The organism is Hyphomonas sp., from assembly GCF_013823385.1.
GTDB lineage: Bacteria > Pseudomonadota > Alphaproteobacteria > Caulobacterales > Hyphomonadaceae > Hyphomonas.
In genome coordinates, this window is sequence record NZ_PNMA01000003.1 from 110,212 (window position 1) to 133,454 (window position 23,243).

The 23,243-nt window shown below is 64.9% G+C and carries 18 protein-coding genes; 10 read left to right on the forward strand and 8 right to left on the reverse strand.

From position 1 onward, the window contains the following. Positions 1–11: 11 nt before the first annotated feature. Together C0456_RS03425 and dld are read left to right on the forward strand one after the other, a co-directional pair. The gene (locus C0456_RS03425; protein ID WP_291048305.1) at positions 12–2,480 is read left to right on the forward strand and encodes a TonB-dependent receptor; all 2,469 of its coding nucleotides are present in this window, start codon (positions 12–14) and stop codon (positions 2,478–2,480) included. A 178-nt stretch (positions 2,481–2,658) separates the two neighbouring features. Next, positions 2,659–4,347: a D-lactate dehydrogenase gene (dld, locus tag C0456_RS03430; protein WP_291048308.1), complete on the forward strand. Its 1,689-nt coding sequence runs from the start codon at positions 2,659–2,661 to the stop codon at positions 4,345–4,347. A 5-nt stretch (positions 4,348–4,352) separates the two neighbouring features. Here dld and C0456_RS03435 read toward each other — a convergent pair whose 3' ends face one another. From C0456_RS03435 to C0456_RS03455, 5 genes are all read right to left on the reverse strand, one after another. Continuing rightward, positions 4,353–5,141: a FadR/GntR family transcriptional regulator gene (locus C0456_RS03435; RefSeq protein WP_291048310.1), complete on the reverse strand. Its 789-nt coding sequence runs from the start codon at positions 5,139–5,141 to the stop codon at positions 4,353–4,355. A 260-nt stretch (positions 5,142–5,401) separates the two neighbouring features. After that, positions 5,402–6,091 (reverse strand): hypothetical protein, encoded by a 690-nt coding sequence (locus tag C0456_RS03440; RefSeq protein WP_291048313.1) that lies wholly within the window; start codon positions 6,089–6,091, stop codon positions 5,402–5,404. 124 nt (positions 6,092–6,215) lie between these two features. Further along, on the reverse strand, positions 6,216–6,338 hold the full coding sequence (gene cydX, locus C0456_RS03445) for a cytochrome bd-I oxidase subunit CydX (protein ID WP_035595576.1): 123 nt from the start codon (positions 6,336–6,338) through the stop codon (positions 6,216–6,218). A gap of 12 nt (positions 6,339–6,350) precedes the next feature. Further along, positions 6,351–7,493 carry a cytochrome d ubiquinol oxidase subunit II gene (cydB, locus tag C0456_RS03450; RefSeq protein WP_291048316.1) on the reverse strand — a complete coding sequence of 381 codons (1,143 nt, stop codon included), beginning with the start codon at positions 7,491–7,493 and terminating at the stop codon, positions 6,351–6,353. Between the two features lie 12 nt (positions 7,494–7,505). Next, positions 7,506–9,086, reverse strand: coding sequence for a cytochrome ubiquinol oxidase subunit I (locus C0456_RS03455; RefSeq protein ID WP_291048317.1), 1,581 nt, complete (start codon positions 9,084–9,086; stop codon positions 7,506–7,508). 126 nt (positions 9,087–9,212) lie between these two features. Here C0456_RS03455 and cydD point away from each other — a divergent pair, with 126 nt between their 5' ends. Together cydD and C0456_RS03465 are read left to right on the forward strand one after the other, a co-directional pair. Beyond that, entirely contained in the window at positions 9,213–10,895 is a 1,683-nt protein-coding gene (gene cydD, locus C0456_RS03460; RefSeq protein WP_291048318.1) for a thiol reductant ABC exporter subunit CydD, read from the forward strand. After that, positions 10,889–12,529, forward strand: coding sequence for an ATP-binding cassette domain-containing protein (locus tag C0456_RS03465; RefSeq protein ID WP_291048319.1), 1,641 nt, complete (start codon positions 10,889–10,891; stop codon positions 12,527–12,529). Before cydD ends, C0456_RS03465 begins: the two co-directional genes overlap by 7 nt. Here the strand turns inward: C0456_RS03465 and C0456_RS03470 are convergent. Next, the gene (locus C0456_RS03470; protein WP_291048321.1) at positions 12,499–13,419 is read right to left on the reverse strand and encodes a hypothetical protein; all 921 of its coding nucleotides are present in this window, start codon (positions 13,417–13,419) and stop codon (positions 12,499–12,501) included. The two genes, C0456_RS03465 and C0456_RS03470, sit on opposite strands and share 31 nt — an antisense overlap. 292 nt (positions 13,420–13,711) lie before the next feature. On the opposite strand from C0456_RS03470, the gene C0456_RS03475 reads away from it, so the two are divergent. The 4 genes from C0456_RS03475 to C0456_RS03490 are packed head-to-tail and all read left to right on the forward strand — an operon-like array spanning position 13,712 to position 17,026. After that, positions 13,712–14,980, forward strand: a complete 1,269-nt coding sequence (locus C0456_RS03475) for a DsbA family protein (protein ID WP_291048324.1) — start codon at positions 13,712–13,714, stop codon at positions 14,978–14,980. A 28-nt stretch (positions 14,981–15,008) separates the two neighbouring features. Further along, positions 15,009–15,464, forward strand: a complete 456-nt coding sequence (locus C0456_RS03480) for a DUF1330 domain-containing protein (RefSeq protein ID WP_291048326.1) — start codon at positions 15,009–15,011, stop codon at positions 15,462–15,464. Between the two features lie 59 nt (positions 15,465–15,523). Then, the gene (locus C0456_RS03485; RefSeq protein ID WP_291048329.1) at positions 15,524–16,141 is read left to right on the forward strand and encodes a TetR/AcrR family transcriptional regulator; all 618 of its coding nucleotides are present in this window, start codon (positions 15,524–15,526) and stop codon (positions 16,139–16,141) included. 9 nt (positions 16,142–16,150) lie between these two features. Further along, positions 16,151–17,026 carry an SUMF1/EgtB/PvdO family nonheme iron enzyme gene (locus C0456_RS03490; protein WP_291048332.1) on the forward strand — a complete coding sequence of 292 codons (876 nt, stop codon included), beginning with the start codon at positions 16,151–16,153 and terminating at the stop codon, positions 17,024–17,026. Between the two features lie 7 nt (positions 17,027–17,033). Here C0456_RS03490 and C0456_RS03495 read toward each other — a convergent pair whose 3' ends face one another. Together C0456_RS03495 and C0456_RS03500 are read right to left on the reverse strand one after the other, a co-directional pair. Further along, a complete protein-coding gene (locus C0456_RS03495; RefSeq protein WP_291048335.1) occupies positions 17,034–18,695 on the reverse strand; it encodes a sulfatase in 1,662 nt (553 codons plus the stop codon). Between the two features lie 4 nt (positions 18,696–18,699). After that, complete coding sequence (locus tag C0456_RS03500; RefSeq protein ID WP_291048337.1) at positions 18,700–20,466, reverse strand: arylsulfatase; 1,767 nt, start codon at positions 20,464–20,466, stop codon at positions 18,700–18,702. A gap of 144 nt (positions 20,467–20,610) precedes the next feature. Between C0456_RS03500 and C0456_RS03505 the strand changes: the two genes are divergently transcribed. Beyond that, the gene (locus C0456_RS03505; RefSeq protein WP_291048340.1) at positions 20,611–21,612 is read left to right on the forward strand and encodes a ligase-associated DNA damage response exonuclease; all 1,002 of its coding nucleotides are present in this window, start codon (positions 20,611–20,613) and stop codon (positions 21,610–21,612) included. After that, positions 21,612–23,192, forward strand: a complete 1,581-nt coding sequence (locus tag C0456_RS03510; protein WP_367179203.1) for a cisplatin damage response ATP-dependent DNA ligase — start codon at positions 21,612–21,614, stop codon at positions 23,190–23,192. Before C0456_RS03505 ends, C0456_RS03510 begins: the two co-directional genes overlap by 1 nt. Positions 23,193–23,243 lie beyond the last annotated feature (51 nt).

Below are 23,243 nucleotides of genomic sequence, written 5' to 3' on the forward strand. Positions count from 1 at the left end.
AGAGGTCTGCCATGAAAACCTATCTCGCCCGGAAAGCCGTTCTCAGCGGCGCCATCTTCGCCGCCCTCCTGTCCGGCCAGACCGTCCTTGCCCAGTCCGAAGCCCCGGCCGGGGAGGATGACGCCGGCGCCGATCGCCTGATGCGCCTGAGCGAGATCGTCGTCACCGCCGCCGGCTTCGAGCAGAAGCTCGTCGACGCCCCCGCCAGCATCAGCATCGTCACCGATGAGGAACTCAAGGAACGCCCCTACATGACCCTGATCGATGCGGTCCGTGATCTGGAAGGCGTCGATGTGGGCGAAACCTCCGACAAGACCGGCCAGCGGACCATCAGTATGCGGGGGATGGGATCGGACTACACGCTGATCCTCATCAATGGCAAACGCCAGAACAATCACGGCGACATCTACCCCAACAGCTTTGGCGGCAACCAGTTCAACCATATCCCGCCGCTGGACACGATCGAGCGGATCGAGGTCATCCGCGGCCCCGCCTCCACGCTTTACGGCTCCGACGCGCTGGGCGGTGTCATCAACATCATCACCAAGAAGACCCTCGACCGCTGGAGCGGATCAGCCACCGTCGGCCGCACCTTCCAGGAGAATGATGATTTCGGCGACGACACGACCATTGACCTCTTCGTCTCCGGCCCGCTGGTTCCGGGCAAGCTCAACTTCAGCGGACGGGGCAGTTGGTATGACCGGGAAGCCTCCAACCCCGAATATGCGCCGGTCACCGATCCGGCCGGGGTAGTGCAGACCCGCTCTCTCGGCTTCGGTGGCGGCGGCAAGACCGTGGACAACACCAATATCAGCTATGGCTTCACCCTCGACTGGCTGATCGCGGAGAACCAGACCCTCAGTTTCGACTTTGACGGCTCCAAGCAAGACTATGACAACACCCCCACAGCCACTGCTTCAGGTGCTCTCGAATATCCGCTCGGTACTGTGGATGATTACGGCGCCATGCTCCGCATCGGCAGCACCGGCCGGATTGAGCCGCGCGCAGGCTATTCCGAAACGCAGGAGTTTACGCGCGACAGCTGGTCACTGACCCATACTGGCAGCTGGGACTTCGGAAATAGCTTTGTGTCGCTTGCCTATATCGAGACCAACAATGATGGCCGTACACTGCCGTTCAGCGTGTATGAACGCCAGGCGCTGCAGGGGCTGTGGAATGCGGCCTGCACCAATGCCGGAGGTACGGTCAGAGCCAATGGGTTCTGCCCCACGGCTGGCACTGGCTTTGCCAATGTCAACGCCTGGAACAACCAGTCCGAGGAAGCCAAGCTCGCTTTCATGCAGGCTAATCTGACAACGGATCAATACACCGCGCTTCTTGCCAATCTGCCGCGTCCGAAGCGGACGCTGGAAAGCTCGCAATACACGCTGGATGCAAAACTCGACCTCCCTTTCCAGTATGCCGGGGAGCATATCGTTGTGGTCGGCACGCAGGTGATCCGGGGAGAGCTGACGGACGGTGTGTTCGGCCTTGAGGAGGGCCGCTCCGGCGCGGCCCAGGAGCACAACATGTATTCGCTCTTTGTCGAGGATACCTGGACCCCGATTGCGCCTTTCGCCATCACCGGCGGGGTGCGCTATGATGATCACGAGGTGTTCGGCGACCAACTCAGCCCGCGCCTCTATGGGGTCTATACGGTCTCTCCGAACCTGACGGTGAAGGGCGGTGTCAGCACCGGCTTCAAGACGCCGAAGACAACGCAGCTTTATGCCGGCGTAGTCGGCTTTGGCGCGCAGGGCACCTTGCCGATGTTCGGCAATCCGGACCTGAAGCCTGAAACCAGCACCAGCACCGAACTTGCCGTCTACTGGCAGCATTCGGCCGGGCACAATCTCAACGCGACCGTTTTCCGCAACGAGTTCGAGGACAAGATCGCCTCCCAGCCCTGCGGCGGCAGCCTGGCGCTCAGCTGTGCCAGCACGGGCGATTATGCCGACCTTGGCTATGCCAACAGCAGCAAGACGGTGAACATCGACAAGGTGGTGATCGAGGGCGCGGAGATCGCTGGCCGCTACATGATCCTCGACAGGCTGAGCCTTCGCGGCAACTACACCTATACCGACAGCGAGCAGAAGAGCGGCGCCAATGCCGGCCTGCCGCTGACCAATACGGCCAAGCATATGGCCAACGCCACGCTGGACTGGAGCGTCACCGACAAGTTCAGTACACAGCTTTCCTCGGAGCTGCGCTCCAAGCGGTATCGCGGTGTCAGCAGCGTCACCGGTGAGCAGCTCTATTACAAGGATTATGTCGTCTACAATCTGGGCGCGCAATATCGTCTGAACGATACCGTGACGGTGAGTGGCCGGGTCAACAATCTGCTGGACGAGGATTTCACCTCTTACCAGTACAGCTTTACCGACAATGGCGATGGCAGCTGGGCCCTGTCGACCGAGGACGATTACAACAACAAGGACAAGGGCCGCAGCTTCTGGGTCAGCGTCAACATGAGCTTCTGAGGGAAGCTGGAGCGCGCTTCTCCTTCGTCGAAAATACCCTTCCAGAATCCCCGGCAGGGGCCCGCATTGCGCGGGCGCCTGCTGTTTTTCTGGGGAATTCTGCCGATCAACTGCTATTGCAGGCGACGTTCTGCAGTCGTGTGGATGTCTGGAAAAATATTAATGATACCAAATCGCCATGATTTCAGACGCCGCCTTGATTCGAGAGCTGAAAGCGATTGCCGGCGCCGGGCATGTGCACACCGGCGCTCAGGGAATGCGGCGGTTCGTGAAGGGATACCGGCACGGAGAGGGACGGGCGGTTGCGGTGGTCCTGCCGGGATCGCTGGTCGAACTCTGGCGCACGGCGCGGGCCTGCGTGCGGGCGGGCCGGATCATCATCATGCAGGCTGCCAATACCGGGCTGACGGGCGGATCCACCCCTGACGGCACATATGATCGCGGCGTGGTGGTGATCAACACGATGCGCCTCAAGGGCATCCACATGCTGAATGCCGGGGCGCAGGTGGTGTGCCTTCCCGGTGCGACGCTGTTCGAGCTGGAGCGGGAATTGCGGCCGCTCAACCGGGAACCCCATTCGGAGATTGGATCCTCCTGTCTCGGTGCCTCGGTGCCCGGCGGGGTTTGCAACAGTTCGGGCGGCGCGCTGGTGCGGCGGGGGCCGGCCTATACCGAGGCAGCGATCTATGCGCGGGTCGACGAGACAGGTGACCTTCGGCTGGTGAACGAACTCGGCATCGAGCTGGGCCGGGAGCCTGAGAAGCAGCTGGAGAATCTGGAACGCGGCAACTTTGCACGTGTGCTGAATGACATGCATGAGCGCGCCTGTTCGGCGAAGGCGTATGTGGATCATGTGCGTGATGTGGATGCCGCCACGCCTGCGCGGTACAATGCCGATCCGCGTTTCCTCAAGGGCGTGAGCGGGAGTGCGGGCCGGGTGGTGGTGTTTGCCGTGCGGCTGGATACCTTCCCGAAGCCGGCGGGTTGCCAGGTGTTTCATGTGGCAACGGACGATGCGGCGGTGCTGAGCGACATTCGCCGGCGGATGCTGAAGGATGCGGCGCTTGTGCCGATTGCGGCCGAATACATGCATCGGGACATGTTCCGGTTGGCGGAGCGATATGGGAAGGATACCTTCCTGGCGGTGCGGATGCTGGGCGTTGACCGGCTGCCGGTTCTGGCCCGGTTGAAGGCCGCGGTTGACGGGCTGGCAGATAGGGTGGGGCTGGGCGGGCTGCATGTCAGCGACCGGACGCTGCAATGGCTGAGCCGCCTGGCGCCGCAGCACCTTCCGGAACGCTTCCGCCAGATGGGCGCGCGCTATGAGCACCATCTGCTGATCAAGGTGGATGGAGGGCAGGTGGAGGCCGTCCGTACGCTGCTCGCCGGGATGCTGCCGCCGGCGAAGGGCGAGGTGAATGCATGCTGCCCGCGCGAGGGGCGGAAGGTTTTCCTGCACCGGTTCGTGGCGGCGGGCGCGGCCATCCGCTACGCTCTGCTGCGCGGAAGCTCAGCAGGCGGACTTGTGGCGCTGGATGTGGCGCTGCGCCGGAACGACAAGGTGTGGTGGTATGTGGTGCCCGATCACCTTCGGCAGATGGTGGACCGCACCCTCGTTTACGGCCATTTTTTCTGTCATGTGTTCCATCAGGATTTCATCCTGAAGAAGGGCGTTGATCCGGAGGCCTTCAAGCGGGGGATGTTGCGTCACTATGATTCCCGGGGCGCTCAATGCCCGGCGGAGCATAATGTGGGGCATCTCTACGAGGCCAAGCCCGCCCTGGCCGAGTTTTACCGCGACCTTGATCCGACAAACTCGCTCAATCCCGGTATCGGCAAGACATCCCGGCTGAAGAACTGGCGCTGACTGCGTCAGCGATGCTCGTGCCAGAGGATGGGCCGGGCAATTTCGATGGGATATTCCGCACGCATCGTTGCCAGGTATGACCTTTCCAGCCGGCGCAGGGTTTTGGCGGCGAGCTCTTCGTCTCCGGCGGCGATGGCGTCCCGGATGCGGCAGAGGCCGCCCAGCGCAGCTTCCCGCTGGGCCGCGTTCGGGCGGATACCCGCAGTCCAGGTGATGCGGCGCAGGGCGGGCAACAGGAACAGGAAGAGCGGATTGCGGGCGGAAAGCGTCATCTGCTCCCAGAACTCCAGATAGAGTTCATAGTAGGCATCATAGTTGCCCAGATGGGCTCTGATCTCGTCCAGCAACGCGTTCATCTCTGCAATGTCCTGCGGGGTGGAGCGCTGGGCAGCGAGGGCGGCCATGCCGGGTTCGATGGCGATGCGGGCCTCGATCAGAGACTCGATGGTGGCATCGGAAAACTGCAGCAGCAGGGCGATCGTGGAGGCGAGGCTTTCCCAGTGGGGGAAGGCAACAAAGTGGCCGCCATTGGGGCCGGTGCGGATTTCCAGAACGCCCTGGATCTGAAGGTAGCGGAGGGCTTCGCGCAGCGTGCCGCGGGCGACGCGGTATTTATCCAGCGCCTCGGCCTCCGAGAGATATTTCTGGCCGGCGGCGATACGCTCTTCATGGATATGGCGGACGATTTCGCGGGCGACCTTCAGGGCGCCTTTTTCTCGCGGCTTGCGGATAACCTGTGGCTGAGTGGCCGGCGGCGTTTCCGCCAGGCCATTTGAGAGCTGTTTGCTTTTCATTCCCCATCCACACTTTCTAACCCGCGCTGCCCGGCTGCCGGGGTTCCGGCAGAGACAGCGCGCCCCTTGGTCATGAGGATGTCCTTTCGCTGTGATGGTTAATCCCGTCAACTATTCTGTAAGATTGCCGGAAGTTGGCGCAAGGGAAGGCGGGTCGGCGCAGCGGCCAGCAGCTTTGCCCGGAACACGCGGGGGGCGTGGCCGGTAAATGCGCCAGATTGCAGGCATGGCCGCAGGCGGCGGCCAGCGCGGGCCGCGTGTCAGGAGGTATCAGCGCGCAGGCCGGAAGAGGGCGCGGCAGGCGCCTGAGGGGCGGCGTGATTGAGGATCGCCCAGATCTCGCCATTCGGGACTACGGGTTTGAGGCGGCGCGCGCAGAAGCCGGCCGCCTTCAGAATGGCGGCCATGCGGGCGGCATGGGGATGAGGATCGGCCAGAACGGCCTTGAGCGCGGCAAGACGCGCTTCGAGCAGGCCGGCAGGATCGGCCGGGCATGAGAGGGGGACGGGGCGCGAAGCACTGGCGCGGGCTGCCGGCAGCGTGCGGGTCTGGCGGGCTTTCCAGGCCTCCAGCAGCGGATCGGTCTTGCCGGCCAGCTCAAAGCCTCTGGCGAGGCTCCAGAGGCTGAGGGAGAGCTGTCTGGACCTGCGGCGGGGCCGGGGCGCGCGATCGCCGGGGGCATGCGTGCGGGCCGGCACGAAGGGGGCGGGTTTGGGCGCCGCCGGGCGGGCGCGCAGAACGATCAGGAGGCAGCGGAAGATGTGTTCCAGCTCGCGGGTGCGCGCGGCGGCAAAGCGCAGCACGCCGGCGCGGGCTTTGCCCGGCGCCATCTGCCGCGCCCAGGCCGCCGTTGCCATCAGCATAAGGAGCAGCATCCGCGCAACCATCCACACGGCCGTGCCGGGTGGGCGCGGGCGCCGGGATGCAGAGGAAGGGCGGCGGGTGATCATGCCGCAAAGTTTGCCCGCTGCGGAATGCAGGCGGATAAGAGGGCCTGTTTTTCCGCCAGATCACCGATGGCAGCAGGAAAGAGACCCGTGGACAGGCAGGGCGCCTGTCCACGGAAATTTTCTGTCAGCGGTCGATTTCCAGATCGTTTTCGCCCGCTTCACTCATGGAGAATTCGTTCCAGAGCGCGTTGAGGATGCCGAAGGTCAGGGCAAAGCCGAGGCCGAGAATCCAGGTGAAGTACCACATTGTTCAATCTCCTCAGTATTTGCCTTCGCTTGTGGCTTCCTCGATGGAAAGCCGGCCCCAGAGCACCTTGAAAACCCAGGCCGTGTAAGCCAGCACGATGGGCAGGAAGATCGCAGTGGCGATCAGCATGATGAACAGCGTGATGTGGCTCGACGAGCTGTCCCAGACGGTGAGGCTGGCCGTGGGGTTGATGCTGCTGGGCAGGATGAAGGGGAACATCGACGCGCCAACCGACGAGATGATGCCGGTGGCGGCAAGGCCTGAGCCCACCATCGCCAGCGGCGATTTCCGCCCCAGTGCCCAGAAGGCAAGGAGGCTGCCGGCAAAACCTGCAAGCGGGGCGAGGATGAGCAGCGGGTATCTGCCGTAATTGCCCATCCAGGCACCTGCCTCGACGAGGACTTCCTTGCGCAGCGGGTTTGCCTGGCCCTGGGGATCGATGTCCGACACGATGCGGTAGCCCATGCCGCTCTGCCACAGCCAGATGCCGGCCAGGGCATAGAAGACGATGACGGCGAGCGCGGCGATGCGGCCATATTTCACGGCGCGGTCCATCACCGGGCCATGCTCCAGCTTCACCACCAGCCAGGACGCGCCGTGGACCACCAGCATGGCGACCGAGGCGAGACCTGCGAGCAGGGCGAAGGGGTTGAGGAGGCCGAAGAGGCCGCCATCATAGCTTGCCCGCATGGTGCGGTCGATGTCGAAGGGGACGCCCTGCAGGACGTTTCCGAGCGCCACACCGAAGATCAGTGCCGGGACGAAACCGCCCACAAAGAGGGCCCAGTCCCAGTTGCGCCGCCAGGCCTTGCCGACACGTTTGGAGCGGTATTTGAAGCCGACCGGACGCAGGATGAGCGCGGCGAGCACCACGAACATGGCGAGGTAAAAGCCCGAGAAGCTGACCGCATAGACATAGGGCCAGGCGGCAAAGAGGGCGCCGCCGCCGGTGATCAGCCAGACCTGGTGACCTTCCCACATCGGGCCGATGGAGTTGATCACGAGGCGGCGTTCCTCATCCGTCTTGCCGATGAAGGGCAGGAGCGTGGCGACGCCAAGGTCATACCCGTCGGTCAGGGCGTAGCCAATCAGGAGGATGCCGACGAGCGCCCACCAGATGACTTTCAGAGTGGCATAGTCGAGTGGGATATCCATTCTTGTTCTCCCTCAGACGTCGAACTGGACAGAGCGCCCGCCGGTCGGGCCTTCGCTGGTCACACCCTCGGGGAGGATGCGCCCGCCAGGCCCGGCCTTGATGGCGCGGAGCATGAGGCTGATCTCGATCACGGCGAGTGTGCCGTAGAGGAGGGTGAAGCCAACCATCGTCATGATGACCTGCGAGGCCGACAGGCTGGACACACCCAGGAAGGTGGGCAGCACGCCGTCAATCACCCAGGGCTGGCGGCCGACTTCGGCGAGGACCCAGCCGAGTTCTGCCGCGATCCAGGGCAGCGGGATCGCCAGGATCGCCACCCGCAGGAACCATTTGGGCACCTTGCGCTTCATGCTGATGAAGAAGAAGGCAAGGGCGAAAATGCCGATGAAGAGGAAGCCGAGGCCCGCCATGATGCGGAAGGAGAAGAAGGCCATCATCACATTCGGCACCGTGTCGAAGGAGGCCTTGGTGATGGTTTCCTTGTCGGCCATCAGCGGATCATCGACATAGCGCAGCAGGAGGAGGGCGTAGCCGAGATCCTGCTTGGTCTGCTCGAAGGTTTCGCGGGCGGCCACATCCTCCGGATTGTCGTTGAGACGCTGCACGGCTTCATAGGCGTGGAGACCGTTCTCGATGCGGCTTTCGGCGATGGCGACGAGCGGCAGGATGCCTTCGACCTCCCCGTCGAGCGAGCGGGTGGAGATCAGGCCGAGGATCCACGGGAACTTCACTTCGAAGTGGGTTTCGTGGGTTCTCTGGTCCGGAATGCCGATCAGCGTGAGGGGCGCGGGCGCTTCCTCCGTGTGCCACATGGCTTCCAGGGCGGCGAGCTTCATCTTCTGGTTATCGGTGAGGGCATAGCCGCTCTCGTCGCCCAGGACGACGACCGAGAAGGCAGAGAGAAGACCGAAGCTGGCGGCGACCGCCATGGAGCGCTTGGCGAGGCCAAGATGGCGGCCCTTCAGCACATACCAGGCCGAGATGCCGAGCACGAAGACCGAGGCGGTGACATAGCCGGCGCTGACGGTGTGGACGAACTTGGCCTGGGCGACGGGGTTGAAGATCACTTCCATGAAGTTGGTGATTTCCATCCGCATCGTCTCGGGATTGAACTCCGATCCGACGGGGTTCTGCATCCAGCCATTGGCGACGAGAATCCAGAGGGCCGAGAGGTTCGAGCCCAGCGCGACGAGGAAGGTGACGAGCCAGTGAACCGGGCGGGAGAGCTTGTCCCAGCCGAAGAACATCAGGCCGACCAGCGTGGCCTCCAGGAAGAAGGCCATCAGGCCTTCGATGGCGAGGGGGGCGCCGAAAATGTCGCCGACATAGTGGGAGTAGTAGGACCAGTTCATGCCGAACTGGAACTCCATCGTGATGCCGGTGGCGACGCCGAGCACGAAATTGATGCCGAACAGCGTTCCCCAGAATTTGGTGATGCGTTTCCAGACTTCCTTGCCGGTCATCACATACGCGCCTTCCATGATCACGAGGATCATCGAGAGGCCGAGCGTGAGCGGCACGAAGAGGAAGTGGTACATTGCGGTGAGGGCGAACTGCCAGCGAGACAGATCCGCTACGAGGAGATCGGGCATTCCCAGCTCCGTTATCAGGCAGCGTCATGCTGCGTATTTCACGAATCTCTAAAGTAATCCGTGGGTGAAGTCACGCCGCGATAAGTCGCATGCGTCACTTGGAGCGTCCACAGTAGAACTACGTACATGGCATCGTCAGAACTGCAGAAACGGGGGCGCCCCCAAAGCCCCCTGAAACGCTGGAGCGCGGCTGCGAAAGCCGCGTCAGCACAGGTGTTCCTGTTGCAGATGACCGGGCTTCTGGCCTGGGTGGGGATTGCGTTCGGCATCGGCTATGGGGTGGACAATTTGTCCGCCGGCGCGCCGGCCGGAGGACTGCTGGCCCTGGCAGCCGGCGCCGCGCTGGTGCGGGCGCTGGCGGGATGGTTGCATGACGGCGCGGCGGCACGCGCAGGGATTGCGATTGTGGCCGCAGCGCGCGGCGAGATCTTTCAGACGCTGAAGGCGCGCGGCGCCGGGATGCTGGAAGGCGCTGGCGCGGGCATGCGCACATCGCAGGTGATCGACCGCACCGCGAAGCTTTCGGGCTATGCCGCGCGCTGGGTGCCGGGGCAGCGGATGGCGCTGGCCGGGCCGGTGATCGTGCTGGCGGCGGTGGCGACGCAGAGCTGGCTGTCGGCGGCGCTGCTGCTGGTTTCGGTGCTGGTGTTGCCGGCGTTCATCTGGCTGACGCTGAGCGAAGTGACGGCGGTGGCGCGGGCGCAGCAGACATCGCTGGATCAGCTATCGGGCGCGTTCCAGACGCGGGCGGCGCAGGCGGGCATCATCCGGGCGTTCCGGGCGGTGACGCGGGAGACGGCAGCACTGGCGGAGGCGTCCTCAGACCTCCGTAGCCGGACGATGAAGGTGTTGCGGGTGGCGTTCCTTTCCACGGCGGTGCTGGAGTTCTTTGCCTCGGTCTCCGTGGCGATGGTGGCGGTGTATGTGGGGTTCAAGCTGCTGGGCGTGTTTCCGTTTGCGACCGGGGAGACGCTGACGCTGGCCGAAGGGATGACGATCCTGATCCTGGTGCCGGAATTCTTTGCGCCGATCCGCAAACTGTCGGCGCTGCACCACGACCGGGCCGACGGAACGGCGGCGGCGGGGTTTCTGGGCGACTGGCTGGACGAAGCGGAGGCGCGGCCCCTGCCTGCGCGGCTGCCGGGACGGGGGGCGGCGCCGGTGATCGTGTTTCAGGATGTGTCGGTGGCGTTCGGCAATGGCGCCGGGCTGGGCGGGGTGAGCTTTACGGCGCGGCCGGGAGAGATGGTGGCGCTGACCGGGCCATCGGGTGTGGGCAAGACGACGCTGCTGAAACTGCTGCTGGGGCAAGGCGTTACGGCGGGCGGCGAGGTGCGGGTAGATGGCGCGGCGCTGGCGCCGGGGGATAGCCTGGCGGAGCGCGCGACCTGGATCAGCCAGACGCCGTGGATGATCGAGGGGAGTGTCGCAGACAATCTGCGGCTGGCGGCGCCGGAGGCGGGGGAGGCGGAGCTGCGCGCGGCGCTGGTGGCGGTGGGGCTGGCGGAAGCCGGGGAGGCTGACGCGCTGCTGGGGCGGCAGCTGGGCCGGGGCGGCAGCGGGCTTTCGGGCGGGCAGCGGCAGCGGATCGGGCTGGCACGCGTGATCCTGCGGGGCTCGGGCCTCTTGCTTCTGGACGAGCCGACCGCGCACCTCGACGAGGGGGCAGAAGCGGACTTTATCCGGACACTTCGGGACATTTCCCGGACAAGGACGGTCATTCTGGGGACACATTCGGACAGTTTGCGCACAGCCTGTGACAGCGTGGTCGATCTGGCCGCCCATCGGCGGGAGGCGGCGCCATGCTGAAGCTCTGGTCAGCGCTTGGAGCGCCGGGGCGGCTTCAGTTCGGGCTGGCGATGGGGCTGGCCGCCATCGCCGCGATCGCGGGCGTGGTGCTGATGGGGCTGTCGGGCTGGTTCCTGGTGGCGGGCGCGCTGGCGGGGGCGGCGGGGGCCGGGCACAGCTTCAACCACCTGTTCCCGAGCGCGGGTGTGCGCGGGGCCGCGTTTACGCGCGTGCTGGGACGGTATGGCGAGCAGCTGGCCGGGCATGACGCGATCCTCAGCCTGTCGGCGCAGCTGCGCTCACGTATCTTCGAGGCCGGGGCGCGCAGCCGCAGGGGGCTCTCACCGATGGCGTCGGCAGACCTGACGGCACTGGTGGAGGACATGGACGCCGCCGAGGGCGCGTTCCTGAAAGTGGTGCTGCCGGGCATCGGGGTGATCTCCGGCTTTTTGATCGCGCTGGGCCTGGCGCTGGCGAGCGATGTGGTGCTGTTTGCCCTGGCGGTGCTGGCCGCCGCGCTGGCGGCCGGGGCGCTGCCTTTCCTGGCGGTACAGGCGGCGCAGCGGCGCGCCGCCGTGCTGAGCCTTCAGGCGGACGCCGCGCGCGCGGATGTTGCGCGCCTGATCGAGAACGCCACCGAGCTGGACGTGTATGGCGCGCTGAGCCGGTATGCGGGCGAGGCGGAAGCGACCCTGAGGCGCTGGCAGGTAGAGAGTGAAGCGCTGGAGCGGCCGTTCCGGGGGCTTTCGGCCCTTCTGAGCGCGGTGGGCGTGGGGATGGGCGTGCTGGCCTTGTGGCGGGCAGCGGTGACGCAGGGCGACCTGCCGCTGGCGGCAGGCGCGGCACTGGCGCTGATGGCGGCGTTCGAGGCAGCATCCGCCATGCTGAAGGTGATGGAGGCGGCGCCGAAGGCGAAGGCCGCGTCCGGCCGGCTGGCGGCGCGTCTCGACGGCGGGGCCGCCGCGTGGGACGCGGCGCCCGAGACGGCGCAGGCGATTGACAGCGTGTTCCCGCTGGAAGTGCGTGGACTGACGGTATCGGCGGCGCCCGGCGCGCCGCAGACGCCGGTGGTGAGCTTCCGGATCGAGGCAGGCAGCGTGACCCAGCTGACTGGAGCATCGGGCGTAGGCAAGTCCACGCTGGCCGAGGCGCTGATGCGCCTGCATCCGGTGGCGCCGGGCATGGTGCGCTATGGCGGGGCGGAGGCGAGCGGTACACGGATCGCATCGGTGCTGGAAAAGATTGCCATGAGCCCGCAGATGCCGGCCTTCCTGCCGGGCACGGTGGCTGACCAGTTGCGGCTGGCAAAACCGGAGGCGAGCGAAGAAGAGATGCGCGCGGCGCTCGCGGGGGCGCTGGCCGGCGAGTTTGTGTTTGCGCGGGCCGAGGGGCTCGAGAGCCTGATCGGCGAGGGCGGGGCAGGATTTTCGGGCGGCGAGTTGCGGCGGCTGGGGCTGGCGCGGGCGCTGCTGGCGGAGCCGGAACTTCTCATCCTGGACGAGCCCTTTGCGGGGCTGGACAAGGCGCTGGCAGACCGGCTGGCGGCGCGCCTGTCAGACTGGCTGGCAGGCGGGCAACGGGCGATCCTCATTCTGCAGCACAAGGCCGATGGCCGCAGCTGGCCTCAGAAGACGGCCTTTTCGGTGGTGCTGTAGATATTGACCATGGCTTCGGCGAGGGCTTCGGCTAGGCGGATATAGGCGGGGGGCACGTATCCGGGTTCCTTGCTCAGTGGCAGGACCGGCGAGCGGGCGATGCTGATGATGAAGGGCTTGCCGTCCATCTCGACGAAATCGATGCGGCCATAATCGAGGCCGAGACGGGCGCGCAGATCCAGGAATTCCTGAGGCGGGGTCCATTCTTCGAGGCTTTGCGGAACGGCGGTGCGGATGATGGCGGCGCCGGAAGTCTGCAGGCTGAGGAAATGCGTGTCGCCGAGGAAATGATACTGGCGCAGGACATAGCGGCCGGCATTTTCTTCCGGCAGGAATTTCTGGACGATATATCCGGGGGCGAACTTTTCGGCCGGGACATCATTGATGGACGGATAGATGCGGTAATTGTCGTTGGCGATGGCGGCCGCGCTGCGGCTCTCGGTGCGGGCAAGGCCGGTGAGGCGGCGCAGGAGGCTGGCGCGCGCGGGGGACGGCTGGCTGGCATAGCCATGGTCTGACTTGACGATGACGGCGCCCTTATAGGCGGCGCCTGCCTGCAACAGGCCGCTGGAATAACGATGCTTGCGCAGGTCGCCCGCGCCGGCATTGAAGGTAACCGGGTATTGGGCGGCAAAGCGATTGTATTCTTCCGGCACGACAGGCCGGCTGAGATTGAGGAAGAGGAGGTCTGCCTCCACGAAGCTGCGCGTGCCGGAAAGCTCGATCACTTCGATCCCGCTGGCGCGCCAGTGTTCGGCCAGGAGGTCCGTCAGGTGGGTGCAATTGCCGGGCACATGGCCGGAATTGTTGAGGATCGCGATCCGGTCGAGCGTATGGCGCAGCGGGCGGGGCGGGGCCGGGCGGAGGCGAGGGGCAGTCTGATGGCGCACGGCGTGTCCTTTCCAGCAGTCACAGATGCAGAGCCGGTGGGTTCACCGGCAGGGTTCAGGGCGGCGTGTTGCAAGTTCGGCGCCAGTGAGGGGAGCGCTAGCGAATATTTTCGTGCTGTTGGTGAATATTCCGGGGCCGGGGATTAACGCAAAGCGGGACGGTGGCGGGCGCCTCTGCGCGGCAATTGACACCGTTCGTGCCAATAGATACCGTTTCCCCGATAACAGCCGCCCTGGCCCTGTGCCGGTATGGGGCGGTGAACAGACGGGCACGTTGCCGGGGGAGGCTCAAATGTCATTGAAAACGCAGCTGGTCTCCCGTGTGGCGCAATATGTGACCGGGGAGGCGCGCGAGGCAAAGATGCGTGCGGCCGCCGAGCGCAAACGGCAAAGGGACGGGCGGATGCATCAGGCCGAGTATTTCCATGTGGCGGGCGACCCCTATTCGCATCTGATGCTCCAGGTGCTGCCGCTGCTGGCCGCGCGCTATGACATTGCCGTGAAGCCGAGGCTGGCGCCGCCGCCGCCCGATTGGGCCGCGCCGGAGCGGGCCAAACTGGAAGACTATTCGCGCCAGGATGCCGCGCGGCTGGCGGCGAAGGCGGGCCTGCGCTTTGCCGATCCGGGGGCGCAGCCTTCTGCTGAGAGATTGGCGCAGGCCGAAGCGGCTTTTGCGGGCATTCTGGACGCGCCGGAATTTGCCACGCGGGCGCTGGAGATCAGTGGGGCGCTCTGGTCTGGCGCGCCGCTGCCGGGCGGGGGCGCGGCGGCAGAGGCGGCGCTGGCCGAGGGCGGGGCACGGCGCGAGGCGCTGGGGCATTATCTGGGCGGGATGCTGCATTACGAAGGCGAATGGTATTGGGGCGTTGACCGGCTGCACTATCTGGAGCGGCGCCTGCGGGCGCTGGGCGCGCAGAAGGCCGGGGCGCCGGAGGCTTTCATCTTTGTGCAACCTGATTGTCCGCAGGCGGAGGCAAAGCCGGGCGGGGCGGCGAAGGAGGTTCACTTCTACCTCTCTTTCCGCAGTCCTTACACCTACATTGCGGCCGAGCGCATCCGGGCGCTGGCGGCGGCCCATGGGGCGGCGCTGAAGCTGCGCTTCGTGTTGCCGATGGTGATGCGGGGGCTGCCGGTGCCGCGGATGAAGGGGATGTATATCTCCCGCGACGTGGCCCGCGAGGCGCGCCGGATGGGCATTCCCTTCGGCAAGATTGCCGATCCGGTCGGCACGCCGGTTGAGCGCGGCTATGCCATCCTGCCGATGGCGATGGAACAGGGCGCGGGGTTTGAATACTGCCAGTCTTTCCTGAAGGGCGTGTGGGCCGAGGGCATTGATGCGGGCAGTGATGCCGGTCTGCGGCAGATCGTGGAGCGCGCGGGACTGGACTGGAGCAAGGCGCGGACGCTGATTGGCGGAGACCATTGGCGCGCGGAGGCAGAGGCCAACCGCGCGGAGATGATGGGGCTGGGCATCTGGGGCGTGCCGAGTTTCCGGGTGGGCGATGTGGCCACCTGGGGGCAGGACAGGATGTGGATCATCGAAGATGCGCTTTCGGAATAGGCGAATAAATCCGTACAGGGAGGAATGAATGCAGGTTGTCAATGAAGTGTTTCCCACAGATCCGGCGGTGGTGCAGGAGCTGATGAAGCCGGGGCCCGATGGGCCGATCTTCATGGTGAACCTCCTGAAGTTCAAGGAGAAGGCCGAGTATGAGGATGGCCGGGCCACCGATCTTTCCGGGCGCGACGCGTATATGATCTATGGCCGGGCGGTGACCGACATCCTGCCGAAGTTTGGCGGCAAGGCGATCTTTGCCGCAGACGTGACCTTCCTGTCGCTGGGCAAGGCCGAGGAGCTGTGGGATGAGGTGGCCATCGCGATGTATCCCAAACGTGCCGATATGGTACGCATGTCGATGTCGGCCGAATGGCAGGCGGCGGCGGTGCACCGCACGGCGGGCCTCAAAGGGCAATTGAACATTGAAACGGTGCTTCAGGAGAGCATGAAGGCGGCCCTGCTGTCACAAATGGGCATCAAGGCATAGGCAGGCACGGACTTAACCGCTATTAAAGCGCCAGAAAACTGGCCTAGCAAGGAAGCGGAATGGCAGACCTTCTCGAAAATGAGCCCGATCTCATCGACCCGGCAACCGAAAGCGAAGACGGCCGCAAACGCCGCTCCGAGCGCAGCCGGGAGCAGATCATCGAAGCGATGTTCGAGCTTGTGGCTCAGGGCGAGCTTGACCCCGGCGCCGCGCGGATCGCTGAGGTGGCAAATGTCAGCCTGCGCACGGTGTTCCGTCACTTCGAGGAGGTTGACGGGCTCTACCAGGAGATGAACCGCCGCGTGAAGGCGGAGGTGATGCCGATCGTCAAGGCGCCGTTCAACAGCACGAACTGGCGCGATACGGTGCTGGAACTTGTCGGGCGCCGGTCTGAAGTGTTCGAGCGGATCATGCCCTACCGCGTGTGCGGCAGCATCCGGCGTTTCCGCTCGGCCTATCTGATGCAGGGCCATCAGGATTTCGTGGCGATGGAGCGGTCGATCCTCGATTCGGTGCTGCCCGAAGAGATACGCTCCGATGTGGTGCTCGAAGCCGCGTTTGACAGCGTTCTGGGCTTTGATACCTGGCGGCGTCTGCGGCAGGATCGCGGGCTCTCGGTTGAGGATGCGCGCGCGGCGATGCGCAAGCTGGTCGAAGCGTTGCTCGCCTCTGTCTGACCTGGCTCCATGCGCGCGCGCCTTGCCCTTCTGACGCTGTGCGCGCTGGCCGCTTGCGGGGCTGCGCCTTCGGATGATCCGGCTGCGGGAAGCTGCGGGCTTGAAGCTGGCGCGGTGGGGCAGTTTGTGACCGTGCCCGGCGGCGTTCTGCAGAAGGGCCGCGATGCGATCTATCCCGAAGAGCGGCCCGAGATGGACCTGCATGTCGACGGGTTTCGCATTCAGGCGCATGAAGTGACGAATGATCAGTTTGCGGCCTTTGTGGCGGCGACAGGTTATGTGACCGATGCCGAGCGCGGCGTGGCCGAGAACCTGCCCGGCGCAGGCTCGGCCGTGTTCCGCAATGCGCGCTGGCATCTGGTTTCCGGCGCGAGCTGGAAAACGCCGGATGGTCCGGGGTCTGACATTGAAGGCAAGGGCAGCCTGCCGGTGGTTCATGTGTCACTGGCTGATGCGATGGCCTATGCGGCCTGGGCGGGCGGTCGCATTCCCAGCGAAGAGGAATGGGAGCATGCCGCGCGCCTCGGCCTGCCGGACCCGGAACGGGACACGTCCGGCGCGTTTACCGATGAGGGCAAGCCGAGGGCAAATACCTGGCAGGGCATCTTCCCGGTGGCGAATGCCGGGGATGACGGCTTTGCGGGCGCTGCGCCGGTGGGCTGTTTCCCGGCAGACCGGCTTGGGCTCTATGACATGATCGGCAATGTCTGGGAGTGGACGGATACGCCGTTTGCGCCGGGCAACAATACGATCAAGGGCGGCAGCTATCTCTGCGCCGACAATTTCTGCCGCCGGTATCGCCCGGCCGCGCGCCATCCGCAGGAGGTGGATTTCTCATCCAACCATATCGGCTTCCGGATCGTGAAGGATATGGAAGCCGACTAGGCGGCGCTCAGTTCGGCCAGTAGATGTATTCTTCGCCTTCGACATAGGGATCGGCCAGGGTGTGGTCGATCTTGATGGGACTTTCGATTGTGTACGGATAGAGCGGCTGGCGGGCGTCTTTCCAGTGAGCGTCGATCAGGGCCTGCAGTTCGGCGAGTTTTTCCGGCTCCGAGGCGGCAAGGTTAGTCTGCTCGGTGGGGTCGCTCTTCAGGTCAAACAGCCAGGATTTGTTCTGGCGGCCATTGACCTGGAGTTTCCAGCCGCCGGCGCGTACGACCCTGTAATAGCCGCTGGACCAGAAGATGGCATCGCCGGGGCGTGCGAACTCGCCATTGCCGGTGGCGAGCGGCAGGATGTTCTGCCCGTCGATCTCGACGCCGGCGGGGAGCGGCGCGCCCGCGACGGCAGCGAGGGTGGGCATCATGTCGACATGCGCGACGGGTTCATCGACGACCGTGCCGGGCTGGATGGCGGCGGGCCATTTCATGAAGAGGGGCACGCGGATGCCGCCTTCAAACAGGGTGATCTTCCAGCCGCGATAGGGCGCGTTGACCTCCGGAATGCCGATATAGCCGGCAGCGCCATTGTCGCTGGAAAAGACGATGATGGTGTTGTCCGCGAGGCCTTCTTCCTCCAACTTCTCCATGATGCGGCCGACGCTGCGATCCACGGCGCGGAGCATGGCGGCGTAGACGCGCAGGCGATGGGGCTCGATGTCGCCGACGGCTTCATAGTCTTCCTTCGTGGCCTGGAGCGGCGTGTGAACGCCCCAATGGGCAAGATAGAGGAAGAAGGGCCGGTTCCGGTTGGCTTCAATCACTTTCAGGGACTCGTCGGTCCAGTAATCGGTGAGATAGCCGCCCGGCTCGAACCAGTCGCTGCCATTATAGCTGGCAGCGAACTGCATCCGTGCCCAGAGGAATTTGTCGATGGGGTCAAAGTCTAGCCTTGCATCCACCCCGCGCGGATCGCCGGGGGGCAGGAACATGCCGCTGGCCATGTCCAGGCTTTCATCGAAGCCCTGATCGTTTGGCTTGAAGGGGGAGGCGTTGCCAAGGTGCCATTTGCCGATATGGACGGTGTGATAGCCGCGCGCCTTGAGGACTTCGGCGATGGTGACCTCTTCGCTGGGCAGACCCTGCTCGGCGAAGGGAGGCATGATCTTTTCGTTTTCCTTCACATGCTCCGTAGGCGGCAGGCCTGTGCGCATGTCGTTGGCGAACATCGGCACGATGCGGGACATGCCGGGCGGGGTGGGGGTATATTCAAAGCCTGTGCGGGTGGGATAGCGGCCCGTCATCAGCATGGCGCGGGACGGCGCGCAGGTGCCGGTGCCGGAATAGGCGGTGGAGAAGAGAGCGCCGTCGGCGGCCAGCCGGTCGATATTCGGGGTGGGGACACGCCCGCCTGCGACGCCGCCGCCAAAGGTGGAGATGTCGTTGATGCCGAGATCATCAGCGAGGATGAAGATGATGTTGGGCGGGCGCTCTGCGGGCGGCTGCGCGGCTGTTTCCGGACCTTTCATCCACAGGATGGGGCGGTTGGGCGCAATCTCCGGCCGCTCCGAGCGCGTGACGAGATAGAGGATGATTTCCTTGCGGTTGAAGAAGGCGAGCGCGCCGGCGCCAATGATCAGAACGGCGAGCCCGGTGAGGATCTTGCGCAGCATGGGATCAGGCTCCCTTTTTCCGTTTGCGGAGAAGTTTGAGGAGTAGCCAGATGAGGCAGCCGAGCAGCAGAAGGCCGATAATGCCGAAGGTAATGATCTTCGGCATATTCCGCTTGAGCACGGCGGCGGTCATGTTCTTTTCCACCTGGGTGACGGAATTGTAGCCGGCCGGCACTTCCAGCACGCCGACCCGGTCTGCATAGGCGGCGTAGTCTGCCTGAAGCTGCTCGAAGATTTCCGGATGGTCTGCGCTCAGATCCTGGGTCTCGCCGGGATCGGTTTCGAGGTTGAAGAGGCGCCAATTGCCATCGCCCCAGGGCTGGAGATTGCGGACGATCTTCCAGGGGCCTTTATAGAGCGCGGCGTTGCCGGAGACTTCGATGCCGACGGCGTCGTCTTCCGAGTAGACCGCCGCAGCGGCGCCGGAGAGGAGGGGCATGAGGCTGCGTCCGTCGATGGAAACGCTGCCTTCCGGGGCGGGGCCAGCGTCTGCCATTTCCAGCAGGGTGGGCGCCACATCGGTGACAATCGCGAAGGCATCCACGCGGCCGGGCGATATTCCGGGGCCGGACATGATGAGCGGTACGCGCAGGCCGCCTTCGGAAACGTAGAATTTGAAGAGATAGCTGGGCGAGGAGGCGGCGCTGGCAAATTCCGGCCCGATGAAGCCATAGCTGCCTTTCTCGCCGATACGGTCGATGCCGATATGATAGCCATTGGCGGCGAGCCAGGGGCCGAAGCGCGGGTCTTCTGCCGTGGAGGGCTCCGGGCCGTTGTCTGACGTGATGACGAAGATGGTGTTCTCGAACTCGCCAGTGGCTTTCAGATGCGCGATGAAACGGCCGACATGATGGTCCATCGCTTCCAGCATGCCGGCATTGACGGCCATACGGGCGGCAAAGAGGCGCTGCTGGTCTTGTGAGAGGTCGTCCCATTTGCGCAGGTTGGGGTGCAGGGCGGGCTGCGCCGCGCCGGCGGGGACGAGGCCGAGTTCCTGGGCGCGTTGCCAGCGCCGCGTCTGCAGCGCTTCCCAGCCATCGCGATAGGTCTCCAGATAATTGGCGGTGAACTCGGGCGGGGCCTGAACGGGGATATGGACCGCCTGGAAACTCAGATAGGCCAGAAAAGGCGCGGTGCTGTCACCTTCGCGCATATAGTCGATCATCTTGTCGACGATGAAGGTGGAAGAGTAGAAATCTTCCGGCAGGGAGGCGGGCTGGCCATCCTCATACCACGGCGCATCGGCGTAGAAGGGCATATAGGACTTGTCTTCCCAATTGTCCGCCCCCGACGCATCGAGCGCGAAAGAGCGGTCAAAGCCATGACTGTCCGGCAAGTCGCCATGGCCGCTACCGAGGTGCCACTTGCCGGTCATCAGGGTGCGGTATCCCAGCGGCTTCAGGCGCGCGGCCAGCGTGGTGACGCCGGGTTCCAGACGCATGGAGTAGCCGGGCTTGCCGACATGTTCGGGAGGCAAGACTTCCGGGATGGTGGAGATACCGGTCCGGTGATTGTCGACCCCGGTAAGCAGCATGGCGCGGGAGGGCGAGCAGAGGGGGGAGGAGCGATACTGCGTGAACATGGCGCCGGAGGTGGCGAGGGCGTCAATGTTCGGGGTAGCCGCTTCGCCGCCATAGATGCCGAGATCCATCAGGGCGGCGTCATCGATCACCATCACCACGAAGTTGGGCTTTTTCTCAGGTACCTGCGCCGAGACCGGCAGCGCGGTGGCCACAAGGATAGTCAAGGCAGCCAGTAGCCTGCGCCTCATGATGAAACCCTCCCTCATCTTATCGTTGCGTCCATCTGACATTATGGCACGCATCGCGTCAATTGATTCCTGTGACGGGCTTGCCAGCGGGATGGAAGAGGCCAGATTGAACCTTCACGCGCGGCGGCGCGTTTGACGGTGAGGATGAGATTGCCAATCGACTGGATAAAGCCCGGCGCGGGCGGGATTGAGGTGGCGGGCGGGGCCGCATTTGTGGACCCGTCGCTGCCGAGGCCATTGGCGATCGTGACGCATGGCCATGCGGATCATGCGCGCTCTGGCCATGGCCGCGTGATTGCCACGCCGGAGACGCTGGCGATCATGGAGGCGCGCTATGGGCCAACGCCGGGCTGGGCCGTGGCGTATGGCGAGACAGTGGAAATCGGAGATGTGCGGGCAACGCTCTATCCGGCGGGCCATGTGCTGGGCTCGGCGCAGGTGTTGCTGGAGCGGGGCGGCGAGCGCGTGATCGTGACCGGAGATTTCAAGCGGGCACGCGATCCGACCTGCCGGCCCTTCGTGCCAGTGGCGTGTGATGTGCTGATCACGGAGGCGACATTTGGCCTGCCGGTGTTCCGGCATCCGCCGGCGGCGGGCGAGGTTGCCAAGGTGATCGAGCGGCTGGCCGAGGCACCGGAGCGCAGCGTTCTGATAGGCGCGTATGCACTAGGCAAGGCGCAGCGGGTGATCTGCCATCTGCGCGAGGCGGGGTATGACCGGCCGGTTTATCTGCATGGGGCGATGGAGAAGCTCTGCGCGCTGTATGAGGCGCATGGGGTGGCGCTGGGCGAGCTGCGCCCGGCCACCGGGGCAGCGGCAAAGGAGATGGCGGGACATGTGGTGGTGGCGCCGCCGAGCGCGCTGCGCGATCGCTGGACGCGGCGGCTGCCCGATCCTGTGCTGGCGATGGCGTCAGGCTGGCTGCAGGTGCGCCAGCGGGTGCGGCAGAACAATATCGACCTGCCGCTGGTGATCTCCGACCATGCTGACTGGGCGGAGCTGACGCAGACGATCCGCGAAGTGGCACCTTCCGAAGTGTGGGTGACGCATGGCAGTGAGGCGGGCCTCTTGCGCTGGTGCGAGCTTAACCAGATCCGCGCGCGGGCGCTGCATATGGTCGGGCGGACGGATGAGGGCGAGGCATGATTGCCGATTTTGCCCGTCTGCTGGACCGGTTGATCATCACGCGCTCGCGCAATGAGAAGCTGAGCCTGATTGCGCGCTATCTGCGGGAGGCTGACCCGCAGGACCGGGGCTGGGCCCTGGCGGCGCTGGGCGGCTCGCTGGATCTGCCGCAACTGACCTCCAGTGTGGTGAGGAAAATGGCGGCAGAACGGGTGGACGAGGAGCTGCTGCGCCTCAGCCGGGAGTTTGTGGGCGATACTGCCGAAACGGTGGCGCTGATCTGGCCGGTGCAGGAAGGGCGGGCGGCAGCGCCGCTGACCTTGCGGGGTGTGGTGACGGCGCTGAAGGAGGCGCGGCGCGGCGATGCGCCTGCGCTGCTCGCGTGCTGGCTTGATCAGTGTACGGCGGAGGAGCGATTTGCGCTGTTGAAGCTGGCGCTGGGGAATTTCCGCATCGGCATATCCGAGCGGCTCGCGAAGACAGCCTTTGCCGAGGCGTTTGGTGTGTCGCTCGCGGATGTGGAGGAGTATTGGCATGCAAGCGCGCCGCCGCATGACGATCTCTTCGCCTGGGCCACGGGGGCCGGGCCTGCGCCGGATGTGAGCGCGGCGGTGCGGTTTCGCCCGTTCATGCTGTCTCTGCCTGTGGAGGGCGCGCCGCCGGATCTGCGGGACTTCGCCACCGAATGGAAATGGGACGGTATCCGGGTGCAGCTGGCGCGGGCGAAGGGCGAAGCACGCCTCTACAGCCGGGGCGGGGAGGACATTTCAGATGCCTTTCCGGAGTTTACCGGAGCGATCCCGCCCGGCACGGCATTGGACGGCGAACTGCTTGTGGCGGATGAGGACGCGCCCTATCGAACGGCGAGTTTCTCAGAGTTGCAGAAACGCCTCGGGCGCAAGGCGCCTCCGCGCAGCCTGCTGGAAGGCTCACCCGCTTTTATCCGAGTGTACGATCTCTTGGAGCATGAGGGCGGCGATTTGCGCCCGCATAGCTGGACGGAGCGGCGCAGCATTCTGGAGGCATTTGTGCAGCGCTTGCCGAGGGAACGGTTTGATCTATCGCCGCTGGTGCCGGCGACAGACGCTGTGATGCTGGAGGCTATGCGACGGCAGCCGCCAGCGCCAGCGATTGAAGGCGTCATGCTGAAGCGCCGGGACAGCCCCTACATGGCGGGGCGCATTTCCGGTCTGTGGTACAAATGGAAGCGTGATCCGTATACGGCAGACTGCGTGTTGATGTATGCGCAGCGGGGATCGGGCAAACGATCCTCCTTCTATTCTGACTACACCTTTGGATGCTGGACAGAGGCGGGCGAGCTGGTGCCGGTCGGGAAGGCTTATTCCGGCTTTACCGACGAGGAACTGGTGCGGCTCGACAAGTTCGTGCGCGGGAACATTACAGGGCGCTATGGGCCGGTGCTGGAGGTGCGCAAGGAACTGGTGCTGGAGGTGGCGTTTGATTCCATCGGGGCGAGCCCCCGGCACAAATCCGGGCTGGCGATGCGCTTTCCCCGGATAAGCCGCATCCGCTGGGACAAGCCCGCCGCGGAAGCCGATACCGTGGCGGCGCTCCACAGCCTGATCCTGCAGACACGGTGAATACCGGACTTGGCAACGCCGCTTTCGGGCGATAGCAGATGTTGCATAAGG

Excerpts from the sequence above, each read along its gene's own strand:
- C0456_RS03425 (WP_291048305.1), top strand. The coding sequence starts at position 12 with ATGAAAACCTATCTCGCCCGGAAAGCCGTTCTCAGCGGCGCCATCTTC.
- dld (WP_291048308.1), top strand. The coding sequence starts at position 2,659 with ATGATTTCAGACGCCGCCTTGATTCGAGAGCTGAAAGCGATTGCCGGC.
- C0456_RS03435 (WP_291048310.1), bottom strand. The coding sequence starts at position 5,141 with ATGAAAAGCAAACAGCTCTCAAATGGCCTGGCGGAAACGCCGCCGGCC.
- C0456_RS03440 (WP_291048313.1), bottom strand. The coding sequence starts at position 6,091 with ATGATCACCCGCCGCCCTTCCTCTGCATCCCGGCGCCCGCGCCCACCC.
- cydX (WP_035595576.1), bottom strand. The coding sequence starts at position 6,338 with ATGTGGTACTTCACCTGGATTCTCGGCCTCGGCTTTGCCCTGACCTTC.
- cydB (WP_291048316.1), bottom strand. The coding sequence starts at position 7,493 with ATGGATATCCCACTCGACTATGCCACTCTGAAAGTCATCTGGTGGGCG.
- C0456_RS03455 (WP_291048317.1), bottom strand. The coding sequence starts at position 9,086 with ATGCCCGATCTCCTCGTAGCGGATCTGTCTCGCTGGCAGTTCGCCCTC.
- cydD (WP_291048318.1), top strand. The coding sequence starts at position 9,213 with ATGGCATCGTCAGAACTGCAGAAACGGGGGCGCCCCCAAAGCCCCCTG.
- C0456_RS03465 (WP_291048319.1), top strand. The coding sequence starts at position 10,889 with ATGCTGAAGCTCTGGTCAGCGCTTGGAGCGCCGGGGCGGCTTCAGTTC.
- C0456_RS03475 (WP_291048324.1), top strand. The coding sequence starts at position 13,712 with ATGTCATTGAAAACGCAGCTGGTCTCCCGTGTGGCGCAATATGTGACC.
- C0456_RS03480 (WP_291048326.1), top strand. The coding sequence starts at position 15,009 with ATGCAGGTTGTCAATGAAGTGTTTCCCACAGATCCGGCGGTGGTGCAG.
- C0456_RS03485 (WP_291048329.1), top strand. The coding sequence starts at position 15,524 with ATGGCAGACCTTCTCGAAAATGAGCCCGATCTCATCGACCCGGCAACC.
- C0456_RS03490 (WP_291048332.1), top strand. The coding sequence starts at position 16,151 with ATGCGCGCGCGCCTTGCCCTTCTGACGCTGTGCGCGCTGGCCGCTTGC.
- C0456_RS03495 (WP_291048335.1), bottom strand. The coding sequence starts at position 18,695 with ATGCTGCGCAAGATCCTCACCGGGCTCGCCGTTCTGATCATTGGCGCC.
- C0456_RS03500 (WP_291048337.1), bottom strand. The coding sequence starts at position 20,466 with ATGAGGCGCAGGCTACTGGCTGCCTTGACTATCCTTGTGGCCACCGCG.
- C0456_RS03505 (WP_291048340.1), top strand. The coding sequence starts at position 20,611 with ATGAGATTGCCAATCGACTGGATAAAGCCCGGCGCGGGCGGGATTGAG.